Source organism: Candidatus Pantoea floridensis (assembly GCF_900215435.1).
Taxonomy (GTDB): Bacteria; Pseudomonadota; Gammaproteobacteria; order Enterobacterales; family Enterobacteriaceae; genus Pantoea; species Pantoea floridensis.
Map to the genome: position 1 here is coordinate 3,295,275 of NZ_OCMY01000001.1, position 16,644 is coordinate 3,311,918.

At 53.7% G+C, this 16,644-nt stretch carries 11 protein-coding genes; 6 read left to right on the forward strand and 5 right to left on the reverse strand.

Features of this window, described 5'->3' with window-relative positions; genetic code table 11:
* Positions 1-4: 4 nt before the first annotated feature.
* Positions 5-1,462, forward strand: a complete 1,458-nt coding sequence (gene nuoN, locus CRO19_RS15420; protein WP_097096599.1) for an NADH-quinone oxidoreductase subunit NuoN — start codon at positions 5-7, stop codon at positions 1,460-1,462.
* 187 nt (positions 1,463-1,649) lie between these two features.
* Complete coding sequence (locus tag CRO19_RS15425) at positions 1,650-2,102, forward strand: GNAT family N-acetyltransferase (protein WP_097096600.1); 453 nt, start codon at positions 1,650-1,652, stop codon at positions 2,100-2,102.
* A 28-nt stretch (positions 2,103-2,130) separates the two neighbouring features.
* Here CRO19_RS15425 and CRO19_RS15430 read toward each other — a convergent pair whose 3' ends face one another.
* On the reverse strand, positions 2,131-3,789 hold the full coding sequence (locus CRO19_RS15430) for a glucan biosynthesis protein D (protein WP_097096601.1): 1,659 nt from the start codon (positions 3,787-3,789) through the stop codon (positions 2,131-2,133).
* Between the two features lie 308 nt (positions 3,790-4,097).
* Here CRO19_RS15430 and elaB point away from each other — a divergent pair, with 308 nt between their 5' ends.
* Together elaB and CRO19_RS15440 are read left to right on the forward strand one after the other, a co-directional pair.
* Entirely contained in the window at positions 4,098-4,406 is a 309-nt protein-coding gene (elaB, locus tag CRO19_RS15435; protein ID WP_008105125.1) for a stress response protein ElaB, read from the forward strand.
* A 145-nt stretch (positions 4,407-4,551) separates the two neighbouring features.
* On the forward strand, positions 4,552-5,748 hold the full coding sequence (locus tag CRO19_RS15440) for a nicotinamide mononucleotide deamidase-related protein YfaY (RefSeq protein WP_097096602.1): 1,197 nt from the start codon (positions 4,552-4,554) through the stop codon (positions 5,746-5,748).
* A 54-nt stretch (positions 5,749-5,802) separates the two neighbouring features.
* Here CRO19_RS15440 and yfaE read toward each other — a convergent pair whose 3' ends face one another.
* From yfaE to ubiG, 4 genes are all read right to left on the reverse strand, one after another.
* Positions 5,803-6,063 carry a class I ribonucleotide reductase maintenance protein YfaE gene (gene yfaE / locus CRO19_RS15445; protein ID WP_061717835.1) on the reverse strand — a complete coding sequence of 87 codons (261 nt, stop codon included), beginning with the start codon at positions 6,061-6,063 and terminating at the stop codon, positions 5,803-5,805.
* Between the two features lie 2 nt (positions 6,064-6,065).
* Positions 6,066-7,196 carry a class Ia ribonucleoside-diphosphate reductase subunit beta gene (gene nrdB / locus CRO19_RS15450; RefSeq protein WP_007889356.1) on the reverse strand — a complete coding sequence of 377 codons (1,131 nt, stop codon included), beginning with the start codon at positions 7,194-7,196 and terminating at the stop codon, positions 6,066-6,068.
* Between the two features lie 53 nt (positions 7,197-7,249).
* A complete protein-coding gene (nrdA, locus tag CRO19_RS15455; RefSeq protein WP_097096603.1) occupies positions 7,250-9,535 on the reverse strand; it encodes a class 1a ribonucleoside-diphosphate reductase subunit alpha in 2,286 nt (761 codons plus the stop codon).
* A 531-nt stretch (positions 9,536-10,066) separates the two neighbouring features.
* The gene (gene ubiG, locus CRO19_RS15460) at positions 10,067-10,792 is read right to left on the reverse strand and encodes a bifunctional 2-polyprenyl-6-hydroxyphenol methylase/3-demethylubiquinol 3-O-methyltransferase UbiG (RefSeq protein ID WP_097096604.1); all 726 of its coding nucleotides are present in this window, start codon (positions 10,790-10,792) and stop codon (positions 10,067-10,069) included.
* Positions 10,793-10,968: 176 nt separating this feature from the next.
* Here ubiG and gyrA point away from each other — a divergent pair, with 176 nt between their 5' ends.
* Both gyrA and rcsC read left to right on the forward strand, forming a co-directional pair.
* Positions 10,969-13,608, forward strand: a complete 2,640-nt coding sequence (gene gyrA / locus CRO19_RS15465; protein ID WP_097096605.1) for a DNA topoisomerase (ATP-hydrolyzing) subunit A — start codon at positions 10,969-10,971, stop codon at positions 13,606-13,608.
* 164 nt (positions 13,609-13,772) lie between these two features.
* On the forward strand, positions 13,773-16,628 hold the full coding sequence (rcsC, locus tag CRO19_RS15470; protein WP_097096606.1) for a two-component system sensor histidine kinase RcsC: 2,856 nt from the start codon (positions 13,773-13,775) through the stop codon (positions 16,626-16,628).
* The last annotated feature ends 16 nt before the right edge of the window (positions 16,629-16,644 follow it).

Genomic DNA, 16,644 nt, shown 5'->3' on the forward strand with positions numbered 1-16,644 from the left:
CGCCATGACAATAACTCCTCAACATCTGATCGCATTACTGCCGCTGTTGATCGTCGGATTGACGGTGGTGGTGGTGATGCTGTCCATTGCGTGGCGACGCAATCATTTTGTTAATGCCACGTTGACGGTGATCGGACTTAACATTGCGCTGTTTTCTCTGTGGTTTGTCGGCCAGGCGGGGGCGATGGATGTCACGCCGCTGCTGCGCGTAGATGGCTATTCAATGTTCTATACCGCGTTGGTGGTATTAGCGAGTCTGGCTACCTGCACCTTTGCTTATCCATGGTTAGCCGGATTCCCGGACAATAAAGATGAATTCTATCTGCTGGTACTGATTGCGGCTCTCGGTGGCATTGTGCTGGCGAGTGCTAATCATCTGGCAGCGCTGTTCATCGGTATTGAACTGCTGTCACTGCCGCTGTTTGGTTTGATTGGTTACGCCTTCCGCCAGAAACGTTCGCTGGAAGCCTCGCTGAAATACACCATTCTGTCAGCTGCGGCTTCATCATTCCTGCTGTTCGGTATCGCGCTGATCTATGCCGATTCCGGCAGCTTGAGCTTTGTGCAGTTGGGTAAAAGCCTGAGCGACAGCATGATTCAGGAGCCACTGTTGCTGCTGGGGCTGGGTATGATGATTATCGGTCTGGGCTTTAAGCTTTCCTTGGTGCCGTTCCATCTGTGGACGCCAGACGTTTATCAGGGTGCGCCTGCGCCGGTTTCAACCTTCCTGGCTACCGCCAGCAAGATCGCTATATTCGCCGTGATTATGCGCCTGTTCATGTACGCGCCCGTCACTGATAGCGAAGCCGTTCGAACCGTGCTCGGCATCATTGCCTTTGCCTCGATCCTGTTCGGTAACCTGATGGCGATTTCCCAGAGCAACATCAAGCGTCTGCTGGGTTATTCATCAATCGCGCATTTAGGTTATCTGCTGGTGGCGCTGATTGCGGTGAAAACCCATCAGCTGTCGCTGGAAACCGCCGGAGTTTATCTGGCCGGCTATCTGTTCAGCAGCCTTGGTGCGTTCGGTGTGGTGAGTCTGATGTCGAGCCCATACCGTGGTCCGGATGCGGATACACTTTACTCATATCGTGGTCTGTTCTGGCACCGTCCGATTTTGTCAGCCGTTATGACCGTAATGATGCTGTCACTGGCGGGTATCCCGATGACGCTCGGCTTCATTGGTAAGTTCTACGTTATCGCTTCGAGTGTGAATGCACATCTGTGGTGGTTGAGTGGTGCCGTGGTTGCCGGTAGTGCGATTGGTCTTTACTACTATCTGCGCGTGACGGTGAGTCTGTATCTCAGCCCACCAGAACTGCATAACCGCGATACACAAGCCAACTGGGCATTTACAGCGGGTGGTGTGGTGGTGCTGATCTCCGCAATTCTGGTGCTGCTGCTTGGCGTTTATCCGCAGCCGCTTATCTCGCTGGTGCAGATGGCTCAGCCACTGATGTAATCCAAATTGATGCGACAACTGAAATCGGGCCCACGGGTCCGATTTTTTTTGCCTGAAGGAGGCCGGAATGAGAGTTTGCACACATTGCACAGATAAGGTCTGAGGCGCGTAAAGCTGTTCAATGCGGTGCGCATTAGCGCTGTGGTACTCTTGCAGCATCATTTTTACGCTAAGAAAAGGAATCGCCATGGAAATGCTTTGGCTTGATTGTCACCACAGCGAACTGACCGCAAAGCAACTCTATACGCTGCTCGTGCTACGTAATCACGTCTTCATCGTGGAACAAAAGTGCCCTTATCAGGATATTGATGGCCAGGATTTGGCGGCAGACAATCGCCATATTCTCGGGTTTCTCGACGGTAAACTGCTAGCGTACGCGCGGGTGCTAACACCATCGCAAGAGGGAGCTCCGGTGCTCATCGGCCGAGTCATCGTTTCTGAAGAGGCGCGCGGTTTGAAATTAGGCTATCGCCTGATGGAGAAGGCGCTGGAAAGCTGCGAGAAATACTGGCCACAGCAAGCGGTTTATCTCTCTGCTCAGGCACATCTGGAAGGTTTTTACGGACGGTTGGGCTTTAAAGCGGTCACGGAAGTCTACATGGAAGACGATATTCCTCATATCGGCATGCAGAAAGCATAGCGGCGAGGATCGCTCCTCGCCGCTATCATCAGCCCGGCGTCATCTGCCGATCATCAACATATTTACGCTGGTCTGGCGGCGGCGGGAAGTACTGATAAAGCCAGGTTTCACTTAGCGTCTCATCCTTGGTGCGCAGGAACAGACGCATATCTACCGGCTTGGTAGAAGCGCTGCTCGGATACCAGTCAAACAGAATGCGGTAACCGTTCAGCGGTTCGACATAAAGTATCTCGACCTGCTTAAACGTACCATCAGAAACGGTAATCACCGGCTCAATACCCTTAGGTGCAGCGGCTTTCAAATCACCCCCGACAAAATCAATGGCAAAGCGGCGGCACCACTGATCCGGGAAGTGTTCGCCTGGCGCCCAACCTTCCGGGAAGCCACCAATTCCGGTACGGGTTGCATCGACACGCGCTAAACCACTGCGCACTGGCGGCAACTGGCTCCAGTAGAGCTTGTACTGGAAGTTGAATTCGCTACCGGCTTTCACCGGTTCTGACGGCTGCCAGAAGCAAACAATGTTATCCAGCGTTTCACCGGTGGTAGGAATCTCCATCACATTAATGGCGCCTTTGCCCCATTTGCCAATCGGTTCCACCCACAGGCTTGGGCGTTTGTCGTACCAGCCAATCACATCCTGGTAATTTTTAAAGTCATGATCGAGCTGCAGTAGGCCGAATCCACGCGGGTTCTCGTCTTGATAGGCGTTGAACTGCAAGCGCTGCGGGTTATTGAGCGGGCGTGCAATCCATTCACCTTCACCGGTCCACATCGCCAAACGATCGGAGTCGTGAATTTGCGGATGGTAAGTGTTGCACATGCGGCGCTCATTGGTGCCGCAGCTGAACATGCTGGTCATTGGCGCGATGCCGAGCTGGCGGATTTCGTTACGCGCAAACAGATGGTTCTCAACCTCCATCACCACGCGTTTTTCTTCGCAGTGAATGGTGAACTTGTAAGCTCCGGTAATGCTGGCACCATCAAGCAGCGCATACACCACAAACGTGGTGTCATCGGCTTTCGGCGTTTCAAACCAGAAGGCGGTGAAGTCCGGGAACTCCTCTTTGCCATTGCTAAAGGTATTAACCGCCACGCCGCGCGCGGACAAGCCGTACTGGAAGGTCTCATCGACGGCGCGGAAATAGCTGGCGCCGAGGAACGAGACGATATCGCGGCGCGCCAGTTCCGGTTTTTTAAACGCACGAAAACCGGCAAAGCCGAGGTCGGTTTTACCTACCAATTGTTTGGTATCAACGTTGGCATCGTGGTAGTTGAACAGTTCTGGACGGAAGTGGATCTCGCGTGCTTCGCGGCTAGCGGCATCGACCGAAAACATGCGAATGCGGCGCTTAAAACCCATACCAACGTGGAAGAATTGCACATCGAGTTCGCGATCGGGAATGTTATTCCACAGCGAGTGATTGGCATCATACTGAATTTCGTTATAGGCCTGAGGCGTTAAATTGGCCAACGTATCGGGCAGGGGGCCGGGTGCGCCACCCCAGGGCTGTTTTGCCAGCGCGGAGGCTTTCTTTTTCAGTGAGTCGAAATCGAAGCGAACCGCGGTACCGTCGGCGATGCCATCATCGGCCCAGGCGGATTGTGCAAACAGCGTGGAGAGACCCGTCATGCCGCTAACAGCGGAGAGGGCCATGGACGCTTTCATAAATTTTCTACGATTCATGCCGGAAATCTAATCCTTAGCTGCTCGGGTGTATTGTGACTGTCGTGCGTGCTTCACACATGTGTGACGCTGAGCGTCAGGCTACAGGGGGTTACGACAGTGGCGAAATTAAAAAATTCAGTCCGCAGAAAATTTATCAGATTAATCAAATAAGCGAAGCAGATTTCGCGCCGCCGGGCCGCGGATAACATAACTTTGCAATGAAATGGATGAAACTCAGTAGAATCCTGGGGAGTCGTCGCCAGCAAAATTGGAATTTATGACTATAGTTAAACCACAACGAGTTAGGAACATGGAGGAACGACATAGTGTCATCATCAGACCAATTTGAAACCCACCTTGACGACGACCTGGCGCTGCTGACCGAAACGCTGGAAGAAGTATTACGCGCTTCGGGTGACCCGGCCGATCAGAAATACATCGAGCTGAAACTCAAGGCTGAACAAGCGCTGGAGGACGTAAAGTCACGCGTTAGCCAGGCGTCCGACAGCTATTATTATCGTGCCAAAAATGCGGCTTACCGCGCCGATGATTATGTGCATGAAAAACCGTGGCAGGGGATTGGCATCGGTGCCGCCGCTGGCCTGTTTGTCGGTTTACTGCTGGCACGACGTTAAGTTCCAACGGGCGCGACACGCCTCGCGCCCGCTTCCTGCTTCTCCTCTCATTCATTCCCATCAAATCTCTGTTTCGCATCATCCGCGATTGTGTTTCGCCTGCGCGCTTTCTACAGTAAGGCAACAGGGATAAGGAGAACACAACGTGATACGTGTAGAAATGCTCTCAACGGGCGATGAAGTGTTACATGGGCAGATTGTCGATACTAACGCCGCCTGGCTCGCCGATGTGCTTTTCCAGCACGGCTTACCGATGACCAGCCGCAGCACCGTGGGCGATGCGATGACCTCATTGGTTGAAGCCTTGCAGAGCCGCAGCCAGATTGCCGATGTGCTGATTGTGAATGGCGGTTTAGGACCGACCAGTGACGATCTCAGCGCACAGGCCGCCGCCACTGCCAGCGGTAGCGAATTAGTGATTCAGCAAGCCTGGCTGGAAAAAATGGAAGCCTGGTTCGCCAGCCGTGGGCGGGTTATGGCGCCGAGCAATCGCAAGCAGGCGGAAATCCCGGCAAATGCTGAGATGCTGGATAACCCGGTCGGCACCGCATGTGGCTTTGCGTTGCAGCTCAACCGTTGCTGGATTTTCTTCACGCCAGGCGTGCCGTCGGAATTTAAAGTCATGGTCGAGCAGGAGATCATTCCACGTCTCAAAGCGCGCTTTGCGTTGCCAGAACCGCCGCTGTGTTTACGCCTCACCACCTTTGGCCGCGGCGAAAGTGATATTGCCGCCGAGCTCGAGCCACTACCGCTGCCGGCAGGCGTGGTGATGGGTTATCGCTCGTCAATGCCGATCATCGAGATCAAACTCACCGGACCCGCCGAGCAGCGCGTGGCGATGGAGCAAGTGTGGCAGCAGGTAAAACTGTTGCTGGCTGAATGCACTATCTTTGAGGGCACCGAAGGATTACCGGCGCTGCTGGCGCGCGAACTGCAGCATCGTGGCTTACGTCTGGCGCTGAGTGAGCAGTTCACCGCCGGTTTACTTCACTGGCAGCTGGCTGCCGCAAACGTTGCCCTCAGTAAAGCGGAGATCTTGCCGGCGCAGGATGAAGATCTGGAATCATTGGTTGCGCGCACGCGTGATTGGGCGCAGCAGCAGAGTACCGCGCTGGCGTTATCCGTCGGCAATCTGGAAGAGGGCGAGGTATCGATTGCGCTGCACACGCCGGAAGCGAGCTGGGGCCAGCGTGTGAAGTTTATGCATGGTCGTCATAATGTGGAAACGCGGCAGAAAGTGGTGGCGATGATGGCGATGAACATGCTGCGTCGCTGGCTGCACGGCAGCGAGGTCAGCACCGGTCACGGCTGGATTGATATTCTTGAAACAGTCAAAAACTAGCGCGCCGTAAGGTCGCCATTCATGGCGACCTTCTCAATCATGGCTCGATCTCAATCACAGCTCGATCTCAATTTCCCCTTTGGCGCGACAGCAGCAGGGCAAAATCTCGCCTTGCTGCACAAACGCCAACGGGGTTTCCGCATAATCCACTTCGCCTTTCAGTAAGCGCATGCGGCAAGAGCCGCAGTAACCTTCGCGACACTGAAATTCCACGCACAGATTGTTTGCTTCAAGCGTGGCCAGCAGATTAGGGTGATCTTCTGCGCACTCCAGCCGGGAGCCGGAACTACGCAGAATAACAACAGAACGACTCATAATTACAGCTGGAAGCCGTCGAAATCGTCTTCGCCCACTTCAGAATCAATCTGACCGACCAAATACGAGCTCACTTCCACTTCCTGCGGTGCAACCTGCACGTTATCTGACACCAGCCACGAATTGATCCATGGAATCGGGTTCGAACGCGTCTGGAACGGCAAATCGAGGCCAACAGCCTGCATGCGGATGTTAGTAATGTACTCGATGTACTGGCACAGAATGTCTTTGTTCAGACCGATCATCGAACCGCCGCTGAACAGATATTCTGCCCACTCTTTCTCCTGCTCGGCCGCTTTCTTGAACAGGTCGTAGCATTCATCGCGGCACTCGGCGGCAATCGCTTTCATCTCTGGATCGTCTTCACCGGTGCGCAGCAGGTTCAGCATATGCTGGGTGCCAGTCAGGTGCAGCGCTTCGTCGCGAGCAATCAGCTTGATGATTTTAGCGTTACCTTCCATTAGCTCGCGCTCGGCGAAAGCAAATGAACAGGCGAAGCTGACGTAGAAGCGAATTGCTTCCAGCGCGTTGACGCTCATCAGGCAGATATACAGCTGTTTTTTCAGATCGCGCAGGTTAACGGTGACGGTTTTACCGTTCACCTGATGCGTGCCTTCGCCCAGCAGATGCCAGTAGCTGGTCATCTCGATCAGATCATCGTAGTACTTCGAGATATCTTCCGCGCGCGCCAGAATTTGTTCGTTGGTGACGATATCGTCAAACACCACCGCCGGATCGTTAACGATATTACGGATGATGTGGGTGTAAGAGCGCGAGTGGATGGTCTCGGAAAACGCCCAGGTTTCAATCCAGGTTTCCAGCTCAGGAATGGAAATCAGCGGCAGCAGCGCCACGTTCGGGCTACGTCCCTGAATCGAATCCAGCAGCGTTTGATACTTCAGGTTGCTGATGAAGATGTGTTTTTCATGCTCTGGCAGCGCCTGGTAATCGATACGATCGCGCGAGACGTCGACTTCTTCCGGACGCCAGAAGAAGGAGAGCTGCTTCTCAATCAGCTTTTCAAAGATGTCATATTTCTGCTGATCGAAGCGGGCAACGTTCACTGACTGGCCGAAGAACATGGGCTCTTTCAGCTGGTCATTTTTGTTCTGCGAGAATGTGGTGTAAGCCATTTTGAGTCCAAATGTGAAGAGGGCCGACCGTTGCCGGCCCTGACAAGATGAGATTAGATCTTACATGCGCCGCTTTCGCAGCCATCATCCTGAATAGAAGGCGCCAGATCGTCCTGTGCATCTTCTGCACCATCACGGGTGTTTTGATAGTACAGGGTTTTCACGCCAAATTTGTAAGCGGTCAGCAGGTCTTTCAGCAGCTGTTTCATCGGTACTTTGCCATTGGCAAAACGGCTCGGATCGTAGTTGGTGTTCGACGAAATCGCCTGATCGATAAACTTCTGCATCACGCCAACCAGCTGCAGATAACCGTCGTTGGACGGCATTTCCCACAGCAGTTCGTACTGATCTTTCAGACGCTCATACTCTGGCACCACCTGACGCAGAATGCCGTCTTTGGATGCTTTGATGCTGATGTGACCACGCGGTGGTTCGATACCGTTAGTCGCGTTCGAAATCTGCGAAGAGGTTTCAGATGGCATCAGCGCCGAGAGCGTAGAGTTGCGCAGACCGTGCGTGGTGATCGACTCACGCAGACCTTCCCAATCCAGATGCAGCGGCTCGTTGCATACCGCATCGAGATCCTTTTTATAGGTGTCGATCGGCAGAATGCCCTGCGAGTAAGTGGTCTCTTTGAACCACGGGCAGGCACCTTGCTCTTTCGCCAGTTCGTTCGAGGCTTTCAGCAGGTAGAACTGAATCGCTTCGAAGGTTTTGTGCGTCAGGTTGTTGGCGCTGCCATCAGAATAACGCACGCCGTTTTTCGCCAGGTAATAGGCGTAGTTGATCACGCCGATGCCCAAGGTACGACGGCCCATTGCACCGCGTTGTGCCGCGGGGATGGGGTAATCCTGATAATCCAGCAGCGCATCAAGTGCACGCACTGCGAGGGTTGCCAGCTCTTCCAAATCGTCGAGGCTGTTAATCGCGCCCAGGTTAAAGGCCGACAGCGTACACAGGGCGATTTCGCCGCTTTCGTCATTAACATCGTTAAGCGGTTTGGTTGGCAGGGCAATTTCCAGACACAGATTCGATTGGCGAACCGGCGCGATGCTCGGATCAAACGGGCTGTGGGTGTTGCAGTGATCGACGTTCTGAATGTAGATACGGCCAGTCGAAGCACGTTCCTGCATCATCAGTGAGAACAGTTCAACCGCTTTCACGCGCTGCTTGCGGATGCTGTCGTCTTTCTCGTATTTGGTGTACAGACGCTCGAACTCGTCCTGATCGGCGAAGAACGCATCGTACAGGCCCGGTACGTCAGACGGGCTGAACAGCGTGATGTCTTCACCCTTCAGCAAGCGGGTGTACATCAACTTGTTAATCTGCACACCGTAATCCATGTGGCGCACGCGGTTGCCTTCAACACCACGGTTGTTTTTCAGCACCAGCAGGCTTTCCACTTCCAGATGCCACATCGGATAGAACAGCGTTGCTGCACCACCACGCACGCCGCCCTGTGAGCAGGACTTCACCGCGGTCTGGAAATGTTTGTAGAATGGAATACAGCCGGTATGGAACGCTTCACCACCGCGAATTGGGCTACCCAGCGCACGGATGCGGCCGGCGTTGATGCCGATACCGGCGCGCTGTGAAACGTATTTCACAATGGCGCTGGAGGTAGCATTGATCGAGTCAAGGCTATCGCCGCACTCGATCAGCACGCAAGAGCTGAACTGACGGGTTGGGGTACGCACGCCGGACATAATCGGCGTCGGCAATGAGATCTTGAAGGTAGAGATCGCATCGTAGAAGCGCTTCACGTAATCCATACGGGTTTCGCGCGGGTAGCCAGAGAACAGGCAAGCCGCCACCAGAATGTAGAGGAATTGAGCGCTTTCGTAGATTTCACCGCTGACGCGGTTCTGCACCAGATACTTTCCTTCCAGCTGCTTAACCGCGGCGTAGGAGAAGTTCATGTCGCGCCAATGGTCGATGAACTCGTCCATCTGCGCGAACTCTTCGGTGCTGTAATCTTCCAGCAGGTGACGGTCATATTTGCCCATCTCAACCATCTTCACCACCTGGTCGTACAACTTCGGCGGTTCAAACTGGCCGTAAGCTTTTTTACGCAGGTGGAAGATCGCCAGGCGCGCGGCCAGGTATTGGTAATCTGGCGCATCACGTGAGATCAGGTCTGCGGCAGCCTTGATGATGGTCTCATGAATATCAGAGGTTCTGATGCCATCATAGAACTGAATGTGTGAGCGCAGTTCAACCTGTGAAACGGAAACGTTGTTCAGCCCTTCGGCTGCCCAATCCAGTACACGGTGAATTTTGTCGAGATCAATGCGCTCCTGGCGGCCATCGCGTTTAGTAACGAGCAGACTTTGGTTCATGTCGCGTTTTTACCTGTCCATGCATGAATGACGTATTTATCCCCCATCTATGCACAAGGTCTATGCACAAGCCGCTCGTTGTGAGTAAGCCTGTGAATAAACACTATATATAGGGGGTGCGGGAAGTTTGAACAACAATATGGTGAGTATTCTAGTCAGCAATCTCTTCTTAACAAGAGTTGATTTTCACTAAAAAATCGTCCTTAGAGGGTGGCTAAAATCCTGGATCCCCATGCCGCAAGGCCTGCACATCGTGTCAACCGCTCAGTACTTTTTTTTCACTTTATGATCGAGCGCGTGTTTCTTGCTCAACTGATACGATTCGAGAATTATCTGAGGTCAAATAAGCCCTGACAAGGCCGCCAGCAGCGAACTTATCTAAAATTGCTTATGAATTTTTTGTGACTTGCTAAGCCTATAAAAAAGGCAGGCACGCGTCTAAAAGGAAATTGATCTGGATAGCGGGTCGCCATGAATGGCGACCCTGCGGGCAGAATATTGTAGTGTGCGCATTCATGCGCACCGGGTTGATCAATCCTGGCGGTGGGTATGAATCATATAGTTCACGTCAACGCCGCGGCCGAGTCGGAACTGATTACTCAGCGGATTGTAGTGCAGGCCAATCATATTTCTTTCGCGCAGCGGCGTTTCATCCACCCAATTCAACAACTCGGCCGGACGGATAAACTTCTTCACGTCATGGGTGCCGCGCGGCACCATGCGTAGCACATACTCTGCACCAAATACCGCCAGCAGCCAGGCTTTGGGATTACGGTTAATAGTGGAGAAGAACACTTCGCCGCCCGGCTTCACCAGTTGTGCGCAGGCTAGCACCACGGAACGTGGATCGGGCACATGCTCCAGCATCTCCATACAGGTCACCACATCATATTGACCAGCATGGCTGGCGGCGTGATCTTCCACGGTTTGCTGTACGTAATTAACGCTGACGCCGCTCTCCAGCGCGTGCAGACGCGCCACTTCCAGCGGCTCCGCACCCATATCCAGGCCAGTAACCTCAGCGCCTTCGCGCGCCATGCTTTCGGCCAGAATGCCGCCACCGCAGCCAACATCGAGGACTTTCTTACCGAACAGGCCATGGCTGTGCTGCGCAATCCAGCCAAGTCGCAGGGGATTGATGCGGTGTAGAGGCTTAAATTCACCTTCTAAATCCCACCAGCGCGATGCCACCGCCTCAAACTTGGCGATCTCGGCGTGGTCAACGTTCTGGCGGCTTTCCTGCGGTTGTTCACTCATTGAATCATCACTCCAGACAAAATATTCCCTCAGTATAAACGCTTAAGCGCGGTGAGCGCATCTCTGGCAGCGAAGGAAAAGCGGCATTAAGCCCTGGTTTACGTTCACCGAAGGGAAGCGATGTGATATACTTTCGCACCTTTAAATCCGGGATTATGTAGAGGGATAGCGGCTCCATGAGCGACCTTGCGAGAGAAATTACACCGGTCAATATCGAAGAAGAGTTAAAGAACTCTTACCTCGATTACGCCATGTCGGTCATTGTTGGCCGAGCCTTACCCGATGTGCGTGATGGTTTGAAGCCGGTACACCGCCGTGTGCTTTTTGCCATGAGCGAACTGGGTAACGACTGGAATAAACCCTATAAAAAATCCGCCCGTGTGGTCGGTGACGTCATCGGTAAATATCACCCGCACGGCGATTCCGCGGTATATGAAAGTATCGTGCGTATGGCCCAGCCGTTCTCCCTGCGCTATATGCTGGTTGACGGTCAGGGTAACTTTGGTTCAGTCGACGGCGACTCCGCTGCAGCGATGCGTTATACCGAAGTCCGTATGGCAAAGATTTCCTCGGAGCTGCTGGCTGACCTGGAAAAGGAAACCGTCGATTTCGTGCCGAACTATGACGGCACCGAGCAGATTCCTGAAGTCCTGCCAACCAAAATTCCTAACCTGCTGGTAAACGGTTCTTCCGGTATCGCGGTAGGTATGGCCACCAATATTCCACCGCACAACCTCACGGAAGTGATTAACGGCTGCCTGGCTTTCATCGAAGATGAAGACATTACCGTTGAAGGCTTGATGGAGCACATCACCGGGCCAGATTTCCCGACTGCTGCGTTTATCAATGGCCGCCGCGGTATCGAAGAAGCCTATCGCACCGGGCGCGGCAAGATTTATATCCGCGCGCGTGGCGAAGTGGAAACCGATGCCAAGACCGGGCGTGAAACCATCATCGTTCACGAACTGCCGTATCAGGTGAACAAAGCGCGTCTGATCGAGAAGATTGCTGAGCTGGTGAAAGAGAAGCGCGTTGAAGGTATCAGCGCACTGCGTGATGAATCTGACAAAGACGGCATGCGTATTGTCATTGAGATCAAACGCGATGCGGTGGGTGAAGTGGTTCTCAACAACCTCTACTCACTGACGCAGCTGCAGGTTTCTTTCGGCATCAACATGGTGGCGCTGCATCAGGGCCAGCCGAAGATCATGACGCTGAAAGGCATCATTGAAGCCTTCGTGCGCCATCGCCGCGAAGTGGTGACGCGTCGTACCATTTTCGAACTGCGTAAAGCGCGCGATCGTGCCCACATCCTTGAAGGCTTGGCGATTGCATTGGCGAACATCGATCCGATCATCGAACTGATTCGTCGTGCACCAACACCTGCAGAAGCGAAACTGGGCCTTTTGGCGCAGTCGTGGGATCTCGGCAATGTGGCTGCCATGCTGGAACGTGCCGGTAATGATGCCGCGCGTCCGGAGTGGCTGGAAGCCGAGTTTGGTATTCGCGATGGTCAATATTATCTGACCGAGCAGCAAGCGCAGGCGATTCTGGATTTGCGTCTGCAGAAACTGACCGGCCTTGAGCACGAAAAACTGCTCGACGAGTACAAAGAGCTGCTGGACCAGATTGCTGAACTGCTTTACATCCTGCAGAGCGCTGAGCGCTTGATGGAAGTGATTCGTGAAGAGCTGGAGCAGATGCGCGATCAGTTCGGCGATGCCCGTCGTACGGAAATCACCGCCAATAGTGCTGACATCAACATCGAAGACCTGATCAATCAGGAAGACGTGGTGGTTACGCTGTCGCATCAGGGTTATGTCAAATATCAACCGTTGACCGACTATGAAGCCCAGCGCCGCGGTGGCAAAGGCAAATCAGCCGCACGTATTAAAGAAGAAGACTTTATCGATCGTCTGCTGGTGGCCAACACCCACGACACCATTCTGTGCTTCTCCAGCCGTGGCCGTCTCTACTGGATGAAGGTCTATCAGCTGCCAGAAGCCAGCCGTGGTGCGCGTGGTCGTCCCATCGTTAACCTGTTGCCGCTGGAAGCCAACGAACGTATCACCGCTATCCTGCCGGTGCGTGAATATACCGAAGGCTTCAACATCTTCATGGCAACCGCGAGCGGCACCGTGAAGAAAACCGCTCTGCAAGAGTTCAGCCGTCCACGTAGTGCGGGCATCATCGCCATCAACCTGCGTGAGGATGATGAGCTGATTGGTGTGGCGCTGACCAACGGTAGCGACGAAGCGATGCTGTTCTCTGCCGCCGGTAAAGTGGTGCGCTTTGCCGAAACCGCCGTGCGTGCGATGGGCCGTTCTGCCTCAGGCGTTCGCGGTATCAAGCTGGCTGAGAAAGACAAAGTGGTGTCGCTGATTGTGCCACGCGAAGAGGGCGCGATCCTCACCGTGACGCAGAACGGTTACGGTAAACGTACTGCTAATAGCGAGTATCCAACCAAATCGCGTGCAACGCAGGGCGTGATCTCGATTAAAGTCACCGATCGAAACGGGCCAGTTATTGGCGCGGTACAGGTGGTGGATGGCGATCAGATCATGATGATCACCGATGCCGGAACGCTGGTACGTACCCGCGTGTCGGAAGTCAGCGTGGTTGGCCGTAACACTCAAGGCGTGATTCTGATCCGTACTGCGGAAGATGAAAATGTCGTGGGTCTGCAACGTGTTGCTGAGCCGGTGGAAGAGGAAGAACTCGACGCCATTGACGGCAGCGTAGCGGAAGGCGAAGAAGATATCGCGCCGGAAGTGGAAAGCGATGACGAAGCGCCGGAAGCCGACGACGAAGAGTAATCCGTAAGGTGGTTGATAAACGGCAGGTCATTAAATTGACCTGCCGTTTTTTTATCTGAGTTTTACGCTAACGGCGCACGCCAACTGGCTTTTTAGGGCCGATAAAGCTAGTGTATGGGAGCTTTCCAACATCCTGATAACCCCTTACCGCCAGTGAGCCTCTTTTGAAATATCTTGTCTCCTTTCGCACCACGCTCCGTATCTCGCGCTACCTTTTTCGTGCGCTGGCGTTGCTGCTCTGGGCGCTGGGTGCGCTACTGACGACTTTTTACATCATCAATGTGCTGCACGAGAAAGAGAATGCGGTTCGTCAGGAGTTTGCAACGAATTACGGCCAGGCGGAATGGTACATCCGTCACTCTGCTGATGTGATGCGCGAACTGAAATACATCACCGAAAATCGCCTGAGCAGTAGCGCTAACGGTCTGGACGTGTTGAACGGTTTACCGCCGGGCAAAGGCACGCTGCCGCAGTTCACGCCGCTATTTTCCGACGGTGACTGCACCTCAATGAGCAACACCTGGCGCAATTCGCTGGATTCGCTCAGCGATTACATTAATTACTGGAAAAGTAACTTTGCCTCGGCCTATGAATTGAACCGGGTGTTTTTCGTCAGTGGCGAAAATCAGTGTCTGGCAGATTTCACCATCGGCACCAACAATTCAGTCGATCGTGAACGCAGCCTGAAAGCACTGCGCGAGCGTGTCCTGCACTATCGGAATGGTAATGAAGAAGAGCGCCGCAATCCGATGTACTGGATCACCAGCAGCGCGCAGCCAGGCGTCGGCAACTTCTATATGGTGATGCCGGTGTATGTGGCAAACAAACTGCAGGCACTGCTCGGCGTAGAGCAGAATATTCGCCTGGATGAGTTTATTCAGCCGGGCGGTTTGCCGCTGGTGGCCACCATCACCGATGAAAACTATCGGCCGCTGATCAGCTCGCGTCGCGGTGGTCCGGGTTACTCGCTGGACGACCTGCCGGACAACAGTACCTGGTTTGGTTATCTCGATAGCTATCGCCAGCTGGTGTTGAAAAAGCCGCTGCCGCCAACCAATCTTAATGTGGTGTGGTCGCTTTCCACCGATGTGTTAATGGATCAGCTCAAACTGATGCTCATTAACGCGCTGTTACTCAACATCTTCACGGCGGTAATTTTGTTCACGCTGGCGTGGATATTCGAGCGGCGTATGTTCCTGCCGGCGGAGGAGAATGCGCATCGGCTTGAGGAGCACGAGCAGTTTAACCGTAAGATTGTCGCTTCTGCGCCGGTCGGTATCTGTATTTTGCGTACCAGCGACGGTACCAATATTCTAAGTAATGAGCTGGCGCACAACTATCTGACGCTTCTCACACAGGAAGATCGCCAGCGGCTGAATGAGATTATCGGCGGTCAGCAGGTCAATTTCGTTGATGTGCTCACGGGAAGTAATACCAACCTGCAGATCAGCTTTGTGCACTCCCGCTATCGCAATGAAAACGTCGCGATTTGCGTGCTGGTGGATGTTTCGGCGCGCGTGCGCATGGAGCAATCGCTGCAGGAGATGGCGCACTCGGCCGAGCAGGCCAGCCAGTCAAAATCAATGTTCCTGGCTACGGTTAGCCATGAGTTGCGTACGCCGCTTTACGGTATTATCGGTAACCTCGATCTGCTACAAACCAAAACGCTGCCGAAAGGCGTCGATTCGCTGGTTACCGCTATGAACAACTCCTCGAGCCTGTTGCTGAAGATCATCAGCGACATTCTCGACTTCTCTAAAATCGAATCTGAACAGCTGAAAATCGAACCACATCCGTTCTCACCGCGAGAAGTGGTCAATCACATCGCCAGCAATTATTTATCATTGGTGGTTCGCAAGCGCCTGACGCTGTATGTATTTATCGAAAATGATGTGCCGCTGGCGCTGGATGGCGATGCGATGCGTTTGCAGCAGGTCATTTCAAACTTGCTGAACAACGCCATCAAGTTTACCCACACCGGCTGCATCATTCTGCATGCCTATGTTAAAGAGGGGTATCTGGCGTTCCGCGTGCGCGATACCGGCGTCGGCATTCCGGCCAAAGAGGTAACGCGCCTGTTCGATCCCTTCTTCCAGGTGGGTTCTGGCGTGCAGCGCAACTTCCAGGGAACCGGATTGGGTCTGGCGATCTGCGAAAAGCTGATCAACATGATGGATGGCGATATCGAAGTCGATTCCGAGCCAGGCATGGGCAGCCAGTTTATCGTGCGCATTCCGATCTATTCTGGTCAGCTGGCAGCGCCACCGCTGCTGGACGGTTTACAGGAAAAAGCCATCTGGCTGGATATGCGCAATGAGTATCTCGCCAGCTTCCTGCTGCGTTTGCTGCAACAGCAGGGCATTCAGGCGGCGTATTATCAGGGCCAGGCGGCGAGTGATGATGTCATTATCAGCGATCATGACGAACTTCCCGCACAAAGCGGGCGTGCGTGTATTCGTATCTGCGGTGAGCACATTGATATGCCGCAGGAAACCTCGCCGGGGCAGTGGATTCAGAGCAGCGCCATGCTGCACGATTTACCGCAGCTGCTTGGCCGTATTTACCGTATCAATATCAATAGTGAAACCGCCACGCCGCTGCCGCTGGCTACACCGCAGGAAACCGCCAATTACGACGATATTATGGTGCTGATCGTCGATGACCATCCAATCAACCGCATGCTGCTGTCAGAGCAGCTTGGTACCGTCGGTTATCAAACCAAAACGGCACAGGATGGCGTTGATGCATTGAACGTGCTGAGTCGTAACCATATCGATATTGTGCTGAGCGACGTCAACATGCCAAATATGGATGGTTATCGCCTAACGCAACGTTTACGCCAGTTAGGGCACACGTTCCCGGTGATTGGCGTTACGGCGAATGCGCTGGCAGAAGAGAAGCAGCGTTGTATGGATGCGGGCATGGATAACTGTCTGTCGAAACCGGTGACGCTGGATGTGCTAAAAACCACGCTAGCGATGTATGCAGAACGCGTCAGGAAGGGCAGGGAAGGGACCTAGTGAAAGTACGGGCGGT